The organism is Thalassobacillus pellis, from assembly GCF_016908295.1.
In the GTDB taxonomy this organism is placed as follows: domain Bacteria; phylum Bacillota; class Bacilli; order Bacillales; family Halobacillaceae; genus Thalassobacillus; species Thalassobacillus pellis.
Genome location: NZ_JAFBDO010000003.1, coordinates 458483 through 471604 on the forward strand (window position 1 = coordinate 458483; position 13122 = coordinate 471604).

General features: G+C 41.1%; 13 protein-coding genes. 11 read left to right on the forward strand and 2 right to left on the reverse strand.

Annotated elements, in window-relative coordinates; translation table 11 throughout:
* Positions 1-33: 33 nt before the first annotated feature.
* From JOC33_RS12810 to JOC33_RS12825, 4 genes are all read left to right on the forward strand, one after another.
* Positions 34-816 carry a metal ABC transporter ATP-binding protein gene (locus JOC33_RS12810; protein ID WP_205092908.1) on the forward strand — a complete coding sequence of 261 codons (783 nt, stop codon included), beginning with the start codon at positions 34-36 and terminating at the stop codon, positions 814-816.
* On the forward strand, positions 813-1670 hold the full coding sequence (locus tag JOC33_RS12815) for a metal ABC transporter permease (RefSeq protein WP_205092909.1): 858 nt from the start codon (positions 813-815) through the stop codon (positions 1668-1670). Before JOC33_RS12810 ends, JOC33_RS12815 begins: the two co-directional genes overlap by 4 nt.
* Positions 1667-2080: a Fur family transcriptional regulator gene (locus tag JOC33_RS12820; RefSeq protein WP_205092910.1), complete on the forward strand. Its 414-nt coding sequence runs from the start codon at positions 1667-1669 to the stop codon at positions 2078-2080. Before JOC33_RS12815 ends, JOC33_RS12820 begins: the two co-directional genes overlap by 4 nt.
* A gap of 191 nt (positions 2081-2271) precedes the next feature.
* Complete coding sequence (locus tag JOC33_RS12825) at positions 2272-3261, forward strand: metal ABC transporter solute-binding protein, Zn/Mn family (RefSeq protein WP_338054514.1); 990 nt, start codon at positions 2272-2274, stop codon at positions 3259-3261.
* A 41-nt stretch (positions 3262-3302) separates the two neighbouring features.
* On the opposite strand, the gene JOC33_RS12830 is transcribed toward JOC33_RS12825, so the two are convergent.
* Positions 3303-4466, reverse strand: a complete 1164-nt coding sequence (locus JOC33_RS12830) for an MFS transporter (protein WP_205092911.1) — start codon at positions 4464-4466, stop codon at positions 3303-3305.
* A gap of 165 nt (positions 4467-4631) precedes the next feature.
* Between JOC33_RS12830 and JOC33_RS12835 the strand changes: the two genes are divergently transcribed.
* Positions 4632-5024, forward strand: a complete 393-nt coding sequence (locus JOC33_RS12835; protein WP_205093097.1) for an OsmC family protein — start codon at positions 4632-4634, stop codon at positions 5022-5024.
* 119 nt (positions 5025-5143) lie between these two features.
* Positions 5144-5932 (forward strand): YfkD family protein, encoded by a 789-nt coding sequence (locus JOC33_RS12840; protein WP_420825710.1) that lies wholly within the window; start codon positions 5144-5146, stop codon positions 5930-5932.
* A 9-nt stretch (positions 5933-5941) separates the two neighbouring features.
* On the opposite strand, the gene JOC33_RS12845 is transcribed toward JOC33_RS12840, so the two are convergent.
* Complete coding sequence (locus JOC33_RS12845) at positions 5942-6805, reverse strand: mechanosensitive ion channel family protein (protein ID WP_205092912.1); 864 nt, start codon at positions 6803-6805, stop codon at positions 5942-5944.
* 191 nt (positions 6806-6996) lie between these two features.
* On the opposite strand from JOC33_RS12845, the gene JOC33_RS12850 reads away from it, so the two are divergent.
* The 5 genes from JOC33_RS12850 to JOC33_RS12870 all read left to right on the forward strand — a co-directional run bounded on the left by JOC33_RS12850 (position 6997) and on the right by JOC33_RS12870 (position 13042).
* Positions 6997-7143, forward strand: a complete 147-nt coding sequence (locus JOC33_RS12850) for an SE1561 family protein (protein WP_205092913.1) — start codon at positions 6997-6999, stop codon at positions 7141-7143.
* A 290-nt stretch (positions 7144-7433) separates the two neighbouring features.
* On the forward strand, positions 7434-8744 hold the full coding sequence (locus JOC33_RS12855) for a Na+/H+ antiporter family protein (protein ID WP_205092914.1): 1311 nt from the start codon (positions 7434-7436) through the stop codon (positions 8742-8744).
* A gap of 73 nt (positions 8745-8817) precedes the next feature.
* On the forward strand, positions 8818-9600 hold the full coding sequence (gene pdaA / locus JOC33_RS12860; protein ID WP_205092915.1) for a delta-lactam-biosynthetic de-N-acetylase: 783 nt from the start codon (positions 8818-8820) through the stop codon (positions 9598-9600).
* Positions 9601-10038: 438 nt separating this feature from the next.
* On the forward strand, positions 10039-10917 hold the full coding sequence (locus JOC33_RS12865; RefSeq protein WP_420825711.1) for a DNA-3-methyladenine glycosylase family protein: 879 nt from the start codon (positions 10039-10041) through the stop codon (positions 10915-10917).
* 232 nt (positions 10918-11149) lie between these two features.
* Positions 11150-13042, forward strand: coding sequence for an ATP-binding protein (locus JOC33_RS12870; protein ID WP_239534208.1), 1893 nt, complete (start codon positions 11150-11152; stop codon positions 13040-13042).
* Positions 13043-13122: the final 80 nt, after the last annotated feature.

Genomic DNA, 13122 nt, shown 5'->3' on the forward strand with positions numbered 1-13122 from the left:
AATCGTAATCATTATCATTTAAAGAGGGATACCATGAACGCTAAAACTATTTTGGAAATGTCTGATGTGTCATTTAAGTATGATAAAGAGACAGTTGTCCAAAACGTAAGTTTATCTATAAAAGAAGGGGAGTTCTTAGGCCTTGTAGGCCCAAATGGCTCCGGCAAGTCTACACTGATAAAGCTGATGCTGGGACTCTTGAAACCGACCGCGGGAAAAATCAGTTTATTTGACCAGCCAATTCGCAGCTTCAAACAATGGGAGGATATCGGCTTCGTCTCCCAAAAGGCAAATAGCTTTAATTCCGGATTTCCGGCTACAGTGCTGGAAGTAGTGAAAATGGGACGCGTTTCCAAAACGGGAATGTTTCGGTTTTTCACCAGAAGGGATAAGGAACAATCCATTGAGGCACTTAAAACCGTAGAGATGGAGGACTATCTCCACCATAATATTGGCGAACTTTCCGGAGGTCAGCAGCAGCGTGTGTTCATTGCCAGGGCGCTTGTCAGTGAGCCGAAGTTCCTGATACTGGATGAACCGACCGTTGGAGTAGACGCCAGGCATGTCGCTGATTTTTATGACCTGCTGGAAAAACTGAACAAGGAAAAGGGAATTACCCTCTTAATGGTTTCCCATGACATCGGAACTATTACTGAGCATGCAAGCCACGTGGTTTGTATGAACAAAACGATTCATTTTCATGGGCACTCCGAGGAGTACAAAGCTTTTTCAGATGATGATTTGAATCGATTATATGGGCATGCGGTACAGCAGCTTACCCATAATCATCACAACGGGGAGGCTGGCGAGCTATGATTGAAAGCTTTTTGACTTATGAATTTCTTCAAAATGCTGCTCTTGCAGGAATCATGATTGGTTTTGTTTCTCCACTCTTAGGTGTATTCATCGTGGTACGCCGTTTGTCGTTAATCGCTGACGCGCTCTCTCACATTACATTGACTGGCATTGCTGCTAGTCTGCTCGTCGAGAAAAAAGTAGATGCCATTCAAGAATGGAATCCTGTTTACATGGGAATGGCCTTTTCTGTGATCGGTGCTGTCTTGATTGAAAAATTGCGGAAAGTATATAAGCATTATGAAGAGCTCGCGATCCCCATTATTTTATCAGGCGGAATCGGTGTTGGTGTGATATTAATTTCACTTGCGGAAGGCTTTAACACAGATTTATTCAGTTATTTATTTGGCAGTGTCACAGCTGTCAGCCGTACAAATATGTTTACAGTTTTAGTCATTACGATTGCTGTCATTATCGTGGTTACATTGTTTTATAAAGAACTGTTCGTCCTCTCATTTGATGAAGATCATGCTTCCATATCAGGTGTTAACGGAAAGCTCGTACATTTTATTTTTATCGTTCTGGTGGCACTTGTGATTGCCTCAGCAATGCAGATTGTCGGCATTTTGCTCGTGTCTGCCTTAATGACACTTCCTGTTGCAGCTGCATTGCGCCTTTCTAAGAGCTTTAAACAGACAATCGGATTGTCCATTTTCTTCGGAGAGGTTTCCGTTATAACAGGACTGGTGACCTCGTATTATTTGAGTGTCCCGCCAGGCGGAACCATTGTAGTGACTGCAATCATGATTTTGACATTGGCTATCATTTATAAAAAAGTCTCATCACAACTTTCCTTAAAGGGTGAAACAGTATGAACTTGGATACTGCTATCAATAAGATGAAAAGTAAAGGGTATAAACACACAAAACAACGGGAACGCATCCTTGAGATATTTTCCCGGCAGGATCAATATATCGCTGCAAAGACCATATTAAAAGAAATTCAGAAGGACTTTCCCGGGGTCAGTTTCGATACAGTTTACCGAAATCTATATTTGCTTGCGGATGAAGAGATTCTCGAGTCAACAGATTTGGATGGAGAAAAGCATTTCCGGTTTCATTGCGATACTCACGGACACCATCATCATTTTATCTGTACAGATTGTGGGAAAACAAAGGCAGTTGAATTTTGCCCAATGGAAAAAATAGAAAGCAGTTTGTCCGGTTATGCAATCGACAACCACAAGTTTGAAATTTACGGAAAATGCCCTCAATGTCAAACATAATGATGAAAATCCAGCTGCCAGGTTTTTGGACTGGCAGTTTTTTTCTTTACTGCCCAAAAATTTAGAGCCTGTCGAGGGATAAGCTAGGTGCATCTATTGTTTATTTTTTAAATCGTATTCATTACAATTTACAAAAAGTAATCATTACGATATAATTCATTTTAGCTTTAAAGGACAAAGGGGAGAAAGACGTGAGAACGAAAAATTATTTATTTATAATCCTAGGGTTGTTTTTATTCCTTATGACTGCCTGCGGTAAAGATACCACTTCAGATAAACATAATACTGACGGTAAACTGCAAATCTATACAACCGTGTATTCATTAAAGGACTTCACTGAAAAAATCGGCGGTCAATTCGTTGAGGTTTCGAGTATTCTTCCCCCAGGGACCGACTCCCACACGTTTGAACCGGATACACAGCAAATGATAGAGATAGCGGAAGCAGACGCATTTATTTATAATGGGGCAGGGCTGGAAGGGTATGCCAGCCAAATTGCCGATGTCATTGAAGAAGAAAATGTAAGTATATTAGAAGCAGCCAAGGGAATTGATTTGAAGAAGCATACTCATGACCACGTTGACACTCATGGATCGGAAGATAAGGAATCGGAAGACGAAGCCGGACATGCCGGGCACGAGGGACACAATCATGGGGAAAGGGATCCGCACGTATGGCTTGATCCTATTCTTTCCATCAAATTGGCAGAACAGATAAAGGATCTACTTATTGAAATGAAGCCTGATCGGAAGGAAGCCTTCACGAAAAACTTCCAGCAGCTCAAAAAGGAGTTGACTGACCTTGACCAGGAATTTCATGAAAAACTGTCTGCCCAGGAAGAGGATAAAATCATTGTGTCTCATGCAGCTTATGGTTATTGGGAAGAGGCATATGGGCTTGAGCAGATTTCCATCGCCGGGCTCAGCCCTACTGATGAACCTTCTCAAAAAGAATTGGAAAAGATCATTGAAATCGCGGAACAGAATAATATTAATCACGTTTTGTTCGAACAAAACGTCACATCCAAAGTTGCTGAAGTGGTGAAGCAGGAAATCGGCGGGGAGGCACTCCAACTCCATAACATCTCTGTATTGACAGAGGAAGATATCGCAAATAATGAAGATTACTTCAGTTTGATGAAACAGAATTTACAGGTGCTTGTTAAAGCACTTGGGGAATGACAGAAAGCCGAGGCTGATAAACATACCAGCTTCGGCTTTTTTTAAGCTTTCTCCAGGTGAGGTTCTTTTTTAATAAGATTAGCGAGTAAAACTGCGACCAGTAGCAAGACTATGACAAAGAAGAAGGATATTCCCGGAAAAATATCGATAAAGGCACCGCTTAAGAATGGGCCGGCAATACTTCCGACGCTAAATGCGATACCACACATAATATTGCCTGCTGGCAATAGAGTTCCAGGAAGCAGGTCTGTCATATAAGAAAGCCCTAACGAATAAAGCGACCCGACACATAAACCTGCTGCAGCAAATAAAACGAATAAGGCTGTAGTGGAGTGTTCTAACATCATGGCAAGCAAGAAGGAAATAAGTCCACCGGCCAGCACAAACGTAAGCACCTTTTTTCTGCCGATTTTATCACTCAGAATGCCCAGCGGAATTTGGGAGAACAGGCTTGCTGCCGCAAAACATGGAATAATCAGAGATAACATGTTTACATCATGACCGATCCTTATCCCATACACAGGGAAAATTCCATGAAGGGTGGCTTCAAGAAATCCGTAAGTTAATGGCGGAAGAAATGCTATCCATGCAATTTTGATGGTTTTCATAAACCTGCCAATTGAACCAGATAAATGGGCAGTGCTTTGGTCGGACTCTGGAAATTCATTTTTTACAAGACCCATCATTGACCAGACTGCAAAGCTTAAAAGAGAAGAGACGATAAATGGCAGGTACAGGCTGACAGACAAAAGGTTTGTCATTAATGGACCAAGTGTAAAACCTGCACTGAAAAACAGTCCGTAATAAGCGATACTCTTTCCTCTTGTTTCTGCAGAAGCAGTGGTAGTAATCCATGTCTGGGTGCCAAAGTGGAGCATGTGATCTCCTATTCCTATAGCCATTCGCAGAATGAACCAAAACCAAAGTGCCTGCCAAAACGGAAATAAGAAAAGCGATAAACTTACAAGTGCCCCTCCAATCAAAATAATGGGCTTGTAGCCGAGTTTCTGCATCGGTTTTTCCATAAATGGGGAGGCAATCAGTACGCCGATATAAAGACCTGTTGCATGAAGTCCGTTCACAGAAGGTGAAATACCGTTTTGCTCCAGGATGATACCAAGTAATGGAAGTAACATTCCTTGGGAAAAGCCGGAAACAGCAACTAATGCAATAAGAATCCAGAAGCGCGTTTTGACGGTGACCATCCTTCCACCTCCATTCTTTGACTAGGAAATATCAATATCTTCCATCCTAGCTGATGGTTTTTAGAGTGGCAAGCAGAAGGCATAACAGGTTAATAACGTATCGCATTTTGTTAAAATGGAACTAAGCAGGGAAGAAATGACTTTAAGGGAGGCTAAAGTATGGGAATGAAATTTTATTTGAGAGAAAATGGGATCTGTACCTCATTTGATTATGGTCAGTTGGAAATATCCGGTGATGAACAGTATGGTTTCCGTCCTTATCAGTTGATGGTTGCATCAATAGTAGGCTGCAGTATCGGTGTTTATCGGAAAATTTTAGACAAACAGAGAGTAAAGTATGATGACATCAGTGTAACCGCGGATGTGACCCGAAATCCGAATGAAGCTAACCGGATTGAAAAGATACACATCCATTTTATTGTAAAAGGCAAGCATGTAAGTCAGGACAAGCTGGTGAAAAATTTGGAAATAGCTCGTAATAATTGTTCTATGGTCCAATCTGTAAAAGATAGCATAGAGGTTGATGAGACTGTAGAATACATTGAATTAAGCATGTGACAGGTGCGTAACTTGCGTACTTTCCAAACAGGGAGTCTCTTGAGGCTCGCTGTTTTTTCATGCATAAGAAAGGGATCCTTTTCAAATGATAAACTCAAAAAGAAAGGTGGCCCCATTTCATGCGTGCATGGATCGCAATAATAACTGGACTCTTCCTGATGGTTACTGTCATACAGCCATATGCCATCTCGGCAGCTGAAGAAAAGCAGAAAAGCAGCCTGCCCAGTCATGTATTGAACATTTCGAAAGACAATACGTATCCGAATTCCACAGAAGATCAGATCGTACTTGAACCAAGTGAATTAACGAAAGAACTTATTGAGGAAGCGGATGTAGAGATCGTGAACCCAGAACTGATCGAAATGTTGAATGAATCTACCCTTAAGCCTTCCCCACTTGCAATCGGGTACCGCGGAGAAATTTACCTTGGTAAATGGCCGTTGAATTATACCTCCAACGAAACAAGTATTAATTGGGAATACCAGGTAGCTAATACAAACGAAGTTAATAACCATAGCGGGCAGGTTACCGAAAAAATGAGCTATGTTCAAAGGGAAGAAAAACATATCAAAGGTGGTTTGACCGCCAAAATTGATGCCCCTGACCAGGTTAAAAAGATGATTTTACTGGAAGCTCAAAATAATACAAAGCTTCCGTTGTCCTTCCACACAGTAATTGGAAAAGGGACAAAGCAGCAGAATACGTATGCTGTTCCTGTCAATAAAATCGGCATTCTCACGGCCTATGCCCCAGCTGTCAATGAAAAAGGGACAATTGCTTTCGGTGAAGTATATCTTCGCCTGAAAGGCTCGAAAAAAGAATTGGTTGTCAAAAATATTAAGAAGCAGGGCATCGGCGCCTGGATCCCTATTCAGGATCACGTCGCCTATTCATTCCAGCTTCGTTAGAAAATCCGCCTATTCCCGTTCCTTGGGAGTGGCGGATTTTACTTCGACACGCTGTTCAGCCATCTGGATCCCATTATCATACAGTATTTCAGCAAGAATCCTTCTTGTTTCTTTGGCCGCAGTCCAATAAACTAAATCTTCAACAAGTCCGGTGACAGTATATTGATAACCACGATACTGGTCATTCAGAGAACCGAGCCCATATAACTGAAAAGGCTCCAGGGGTTTTCCAGCCAGGTCCTTCTTTAAAAATTGCCCGAGTTCGTCGTTTAGACGGACGCATGCATCTGTAAGAATTTCCATGATTCTGCGTGGATCCTCATGGAAATTTGTAGTTATATCTTCAATGACTCGCATATGTTCAAAGTTATAGTTCTCGATTGTCTTGATTTCACCATTACGAATGGTCATCAGTCGTCCGCTCCATTGGCGGACTTTTAAAAAACGCAGTCCAATATCTTCGACCGTCCCATGATGAGTATTGTTTACAGTTACATAATCCCCTTTATGGAGCTGTTTTTCGTACAATAAAAAAAGTCCTGCAAGGAAATCCTGAATCAGGCTTTGTGCGCCGAAGCCGATAATGATCCCAAGTATTCCCGCACCGGCGAGCAGGTTACCGACCGGAACTTCAAAAACAGTCAGTCCATATAAGATGAATCCAATTGTTGCTGTATAGCTGATGATCGAATTAAGCATCGATTCTAATGTGCGTTCTTTACGTTCTTCAAGAAAATCGGTCCGCTTGAAAAAAGATGAAATTAATTTCCTGACGATGAAAACAGCAATGAACAGGACTACTGCACCGATAATAAGTTTAGCTATTTTGGTCTCGACCAGTAATGTCCATATATCATAACCGAAAACTTCCATAAGTATTGCCTCCTGTCTAAAGCTCAAACGTATAAAGTATAGTTGAAAATTTCCTCTTTATTAACAATATAACAAATTAATCCTTACCACATCTTCCTGCCATGCCTTACGTGGACAAAGCTGCCCTTTTTTACTATGATGAACAATGGCTGTTAAATAGGTTATGAAGTAAATGTAAAGGAGTATTATATATGTCACAAGAAGAAAAATTGCAAGATCTCAAGCTTAGGCTGGCAGCATTCATGTCACGCATTGAGGAAATGGATCCACAAGATACTTCCGTCAATGATATCGACCAGCTGATCCAAATGCTAGAAGACTTAGAAAAGAAAATGTAATGGAATGCCTTCTTAGTATAGGTGGAGAAAGTATACTTCAAACACTAGCCGCTAAATGCGGCTTTTTACATATCCTTTATTTTAGATTAAGTAAATTAAAATTTTTGCAAAGAAGCTTTTCGCTGCTACTTTAGAGTAATTAACACATTCCCGGAATGGAAGGACATGGAAGGGTTAGGAATGTCCTAAAATAAATGGGTTGAATTTTAGACATTCTTGCTTTATCATGGTAAATCGTTAACGAACTAATAAGATGAATTGCTTCATCGTTATCGAGAGGAGAATGGAATTTGGCTTCGGCAGCAATAATTTCTGTTTTAGTCATGACGATACTCAGCCTGCTGCGGGTCAATGTGATCATTGCCATCATCGCTGCTTCACTTGTCGCGGGCGTTATGTCAGGCATGTCACTGCAAGAATCTTTATCCATGATGATTTCAGGAATGGGTGACCAGGCTAGTGTCGCATTAAGCTATATATTACTTGGTGCTTTCGCAGTTGCGATCAGCTATACAGGTATTACAGCAATTTTAGTGAATTATTTATTACGTGTGTTGAAAGATAAGCGTACCATTATTTTACTGGTTATAGCAGGTGTGGCGTCATTGTCACAAAACTTAATTCCAGTGCATATCGCTTTTATACCGATATTGATACCGCCGCTGCTCCACTTGTTTGATCAAATGAAGCTGGACCGACGAGGTGTTGCAGCTGCTCTGACATTCGGGTTAAAGGCACCGTATGTTATGATTCCGGCTGGATTCGGTCTGATTTTCCATCAGACGATTCAGGACTCGATGAGAAGCAGTAATGTCAATGTTGATATAAGTACAATCGCGTTATCCCTGCTTCTTCCAGGAATCGGTATGATTCTAGGACTGTTATTCGCGGTGTTCATCTCCTATCGTAGAGAAAGAGATGTCCCCTACAAAGAAGAAACGACTAGTGAGATGTTCAGCGATCCAGGTTTGGAGAAAGCAACTTTTAACAAAAAGCATTGGCTGACACTTTTATCAGTTGCAGCTGCGCTAGGTGTGCAGTTGTGGACGGAAAGTCTTGTGCTCGGTGCACTGACCGGACTGGTTCTGATGTTTGTGCTTCTAGTGGTACCTTACAGAAGTGGCGACCGAGTTGTTACAGAGGGGATAGGCATGATGGGAATGATCGCCTTTGTCATGCTTATTGCCGCCGGCTATGCAAATGTGCTGCAGGAAACAGGATCGATTGATAGTCTCGTCGATTCAAGCTCAGGCATGATAGGTGATAATCAAGGAGTAATTGCATTTATACTTTTACTGGTGGGCTTATTGGTCACAATGGGAATCGGTTCTTCCTTTGGTACTGTACCGATTTTAGCGGCATTATTTGTTCCAATTTGTACTGCCGCCGGGTTCTCTCCGATGGCAATGGCAGCATTGATCGGGACAGCCGGTGCACTTGGAGATGCCGGTTCGCCGGCCTCCGACAGCACGTTAGGTCCTACTTCCGGTCTTAATGCTGATGGGAAACACAATCACATCTGGGATACTTGTGTGCCAACCTTTTTACATTACAATATACCGCTGTTCATCTTCGGCTGGATTGCTGCAATGGTTTTATAATAGTGGAAAACTAAGCCAGGTATAATCCACATATCCTGCTGTACAATAAGAAAAAAAGCAGGTGTGACATTAAATGAAGAAACGTTTCCTCTTGTCGCTTATCCTTATTATGGCAATATTCACCATACCTATGACAGCTTCTGCTGAAGGCTGGGGTTATAAGCGAAGTAATGGAGAGACTCCTCCTGATGTAGGAAGGTATGGCCCACTATTACAAAAGCACGGTGGTTTTTATATTGATCCTTCCGGTGATAAAGAAATCTATTTGACCTTCGACAATGGGTATGAGAAAGGATATACCGGAAAAATCCTGGACGTCCTGAAAGAAAAGAACGTACCTGCTGCATTTTTCGTGACCGGCCATTATATTAAAAGCGCCCCTGAACTTGTCCAACGAATGGCAAGGGAAGGGCATATTCTCGGGAACCATTCCTGGCACCATCCGGATTTCACGACAGTTTCCAAATCACGGATGAAGGAAGAGCTTGGTAAAGTGGAAAAAGCAGTAGCGAAAATTACCGACCAGGACGAAATGATGTATTTGCGTCCCCCTCGGGGTACTTTTAACGAGCAGACTTTGAAGTGGTCGAATGAACTTGGCTATGTCAGTGCATTTTGGTCAATCGCCTTTGTTGATTGGAATACCAATCGACAGAAAGGTTGGGAATATGCGTATAAGAATGTCATGAAGCAAATTCATCCAGGTGCGGTGATATTGTTGCACAGTGTTTCGGAGGATAATGCTATTGCCCTGGAGCATATGATTGACGATTTACGAAAGGAAGGCTATACATTCAAGAGTCTTGATCACCTGATGATGAAAAAGCTGCTCCCTGAAAGTGTATATTGGTATTAGGTATACAGAGTATTTCAATCGTTGTTAAAGACTTCAATCCTTTTATAAGACTTCCATAGAGACGTTGATGATCCAGCAAAATAGAAAAGACCAGGCGCTGAAGACTGCTGCCTGAGCAGAACATGTAAAAAGGCTCTCTCCATCTAAGCCAGGTTGAACTTGGTAAAGGGGAGCCTTTTTCTGTTTTATGGAAATTCAGTAGTGCCTCCATACTTGTGGAAATTCAAGGGAATGAGAACGACCGGCGTGACTTAGCTAGGAAAGCTTGGTGGAATCATTCGTGTAAGGGGCTTAAAATGCTATGAGAGAAAATCTGAATTTCCATACACAAGCTGAAAACACCTTGAATAAAAATGTCTTCTTTATTTTTTTCGACAACATTCTGCTTTTTCTTTTGGTATGATTAAGATATATTATAAGAAATATGTTTTGCCGGAGGTGGACAGCTTGTGGACGGAATATTTTAAGGGAGACAGTTTTTATGATTTCGATTATGTGCTAACAAGATATGCACATGATCCTTTGACAAAAATCGATCTCCAGGAGCGTTGGATCGACATACCAGTCCAGCTTGATACCAGCCGGCACGTAGTCCGGGTCCATGCACTTGGCACAACTGCATCACCAGAATTCCGGATTGATGGAGATACAATGGATGAGAAACAGGAAGTTTTGGATTTTGTCTTTTCTTTATTTCAATGGGACAGAAATCTGGAAAAAATTCACCAACATTTTCTCGAAACAAATCTGGAGCAGCTTTTCAATGCCCATCCTGGGACACCAATAGTAAAAGATTTTCAGTTGTATGGCTGCCTTGTGAAAACGATCATCCATCAACAGTTAAATATGAAATTCGCTTATACACTAGGGGCCAGATTTATCGAGCGGTATGGTGAAGAAGTCAATGGTGTCTGGTTTCATCCTCAACCGGAAACAGTAGCTGAAATTCCATATGAAGATTTAAGAGAACTGCAGTTCAGTCAGCGCAAGGCTGAATATGTCATTGATACATCCAGAATGATTGCAGAGGGGCAGCTTGACCTTCAAGAGCTCAGCAAGAAAAACGATGAGGAAATCGTTGACAAACTGGTGAAAATCCGTGGGATAGGTGCCTGGACTGCTGAAAATTGGCTGTTATTCGGACTCGGCAGGGAAGATTTATTGCCAAAAGCGGATATAGGAATTCAGAATGCAGTAAAATTTTATTTAAAACAGAAGATGAAACCTTCCATCCAGGAAATTGCAGATTTAAGCCAGAGATGGGAACCGTATCGAAGTTATGCTTCTTTGACTTTATGGAGAAGTATTGAAGGATGAATATAGTTATATTTTACTAATTTAAGTTCGGGAAAATTACTCCATTGATTTTTTATTGCGTATACTTCAATTGTTCCCGCACTTGATGAAAAGACAAGAGCGTAAGGGATTTTACCTAATTTGTATATAATTGTAAGAATTTATTCAAAATTATGAAAACTTTGTTATAATAATACCTACAGTGCATAATTCATATACCTAAAGTAGTAAAAAGAAAGAAGGTATTCCATTGATGCTAAGTGAGAGGATGCATAGTGGTTTGGAGGATAGTGACGTTATAGCACTTTTTAACTTGACTGAACTGAATGTCTGTCTTATCAACATGAGCAGCAAAACAGTGTATTGCAGCCGTTCCATGCAAAATTCCACGCATGCGAAAGAAGAGTTGAGGCTGGATGAATGGATTGACCTGTTTTATGTGTATGATCAGTTCGGTATCCAACATTCTTTGAAACAAGAAAGGGAACAAAAAACATTCGATATTGAAGGACGTATGCTCTTTAAAACCTTTCACCAATGGGTGCGCTGTACTTTTACTCATCTGTCACAAGGACGTATTGCCTGTGTAATTTCTCCAATGGAGGAAGCAGATGAAAAAAGTACACAGCAGTTCATTCAGGATCGGTACAACCAGATGCTTAAGCTCACTGACAACCTTGATGGCAAACAAGGTTACATCAATGATTCACAGGATGAAAGTAAGGAGAAAGAACGGTTTTACGAGATGAATGCTGTCGAACTTCATAGTCAGATGAAGTCAATTTGTGAAAAATTTCCTCATGGACTAGCCATGATCAATAAACATTGGCAATTGACTTATGCCAATCAACAGATGGAAGTAATTCTAGGCAAAGATTTGAAGTCCCATTATAAGCATAAAATATGGCAGTTATATCCTATTCAAGATTACTACATCTTTTACCGTCATTATTATATGGCGGTTGAAACAAACAAGCCAGTAACTTTTGATTTATATATGGAGGCAAGGAGCACTTACGCAAAAGTAACCATTTTCCCTACAGATGAGGGGATGGCCGTCCATATGCAGGATATAACAGATAAAAAACCATATCTGGATGCTTTGCAGGAATCGGAAAAACGGTTTTCATTGCTTGCTGAAAACATAAAAGATGTTTTTTGGATTTGCACAGAAGATTTCGAGGAAATAATTTTCCTGAGCCCAAAATTTGAAGAAATGTTCGGCATTCCATTGGAAAACAGGATAAAAGACCCGAAAACCTGGTGGAAAACGCTTGCCCCTAAGGAGTATCATCATCATATTTTTGATGGCTATCGAAAAATGAAAAGTGAAAATCATCAAATGGAATATGAAATCAAAACACCTTCAGGAGAACATAAATGGATACGGGCGAGAGGCTTTCCAGTCAAGGAGAGCAGGCAGAGGTTGATTGTCGGTCTAAGCGAAGATATTACGGAAATGAAGGAAAAAGAACAGCTCATGAGGCAGTCTGAACAGCTCTCGGCTATAACGCAAATGTCAGCAGGTATCGCCCATGAAATCAAAAACCCCCTTACTGCATTAAAAGGGTTCATGCAGCTTGGAGTGGCAAACCCTCAGCTGAGGGAGTCCTATAATGAGTTGTTGTTGGATGAAATTAACCGAATTGAATCTATCGTGAACGATTTTATGATGTTATCAAAACCGGATACCGTAGTCCATAAGGAAAATGTGAGCGCCCGGGACACTGTTTCTTATGTCTTGGATCTATATCAGACAATCATCAAAGACAAAGGTATTCATATTGACACTGCTATCATTTGCCCGGAACTGATGCTGTTTGCAGAACCTAAACGTCTTAAGCAGATTCTGATTAATGTCATAAAAAATGCAATTGAAGCAGTGGAAACCAATGGACGGATCGCCATTAACATCGTGTGTGAAAATGAAAAAGCACTGATTACGGTGAAGGACAATGGAAAAGGTCTGTCTGAAGAACAGTTACAGCGATTAGGCGAACCATTCTTTTCAACCAAAAAAGACGGAACAGGGCTTGGAATTATGGTGACGAAAAAAATGGTAGCTGATCTTGGAGGAACAATAAACTTTGCAAGTGAGCCTGGAAGAGGAACGACTGTTGCGATTTTACTGCCTTATTATAACTGATGAAAAGAATCCATCCTGCGCGGACCCGGATGAAAGTCTTCTTTGCTTTCTTAGGTCCACGAAAGGAAAAGATCTTGGCG

Coding starts and splice junctions, on each gene's coding strand:
- JOC33_RS12830 (WP_205092911.1), bottom strand. CDS start 4,466: ATGGTCACCGTCAAAACGCGCTTCTGGATTCTTATTGCATTAGTTGCT.
- JOC33_RS12810 (WP_205092908.1), top strand. CDS start 34: ATGAACGCTAAAACTATTTTGGAAATGTCTGATGTGTCATTTAAGTAT.
- JOC33_RS12845 (WP_205092912.1), bottom strand. CDS start 6,805: ATGGAAGTTTTCGGTTATGATATATGGACATTACTGGTCGAGACCAAA.
- JOC33_RS12850 (WP_205092913.1), top strand. CDS start 6,997: ATGTCACAAGAAGAAAAATTGCAAGATCTCAAGCTTAGGCTGGCAGCA.
- JOC33_RS12820 (WP_205092910.1), top strand. CDS start 1,667: ATGAACTTGGATACTGCTATCAATAAGATGAAAAGTAAAGGGTATAAA.
- JOC33_RS12840 (WP_420825710.1), top strand. CDS start 5,144: ATGCGTGCATGGATCGCAATAATAACTGGACTCTTCCTGATGGTTACT.
- JOC33_RS12815 (WP_205092909.1), top strand. CDS start 813: ATGATTGAAAGCTTTTTGACTTATGAATTTCTTCAAAATGCTGCTCTT.
- pdaA (WP_205092915.1), top strand. CDS start 8,818: ATGAAGAAACGTTTCCTCTTGTCGCTTATCCTTATTATGGCAATATTC.
- JOC33_RS12870 (WP_239534208.1), top strand. CDS start 11,150: ATGCTAAGTGAGAGGATGCATAGTGGTTTGGAGGATAGTGACGTTATA.
- JOC33_RS12835 (WP_205093097.1), top strand. CDS start 4,632: ATGAAATTTTATTTGAGAGAAAATGGGATCTGTACCTCATTTGATTAT.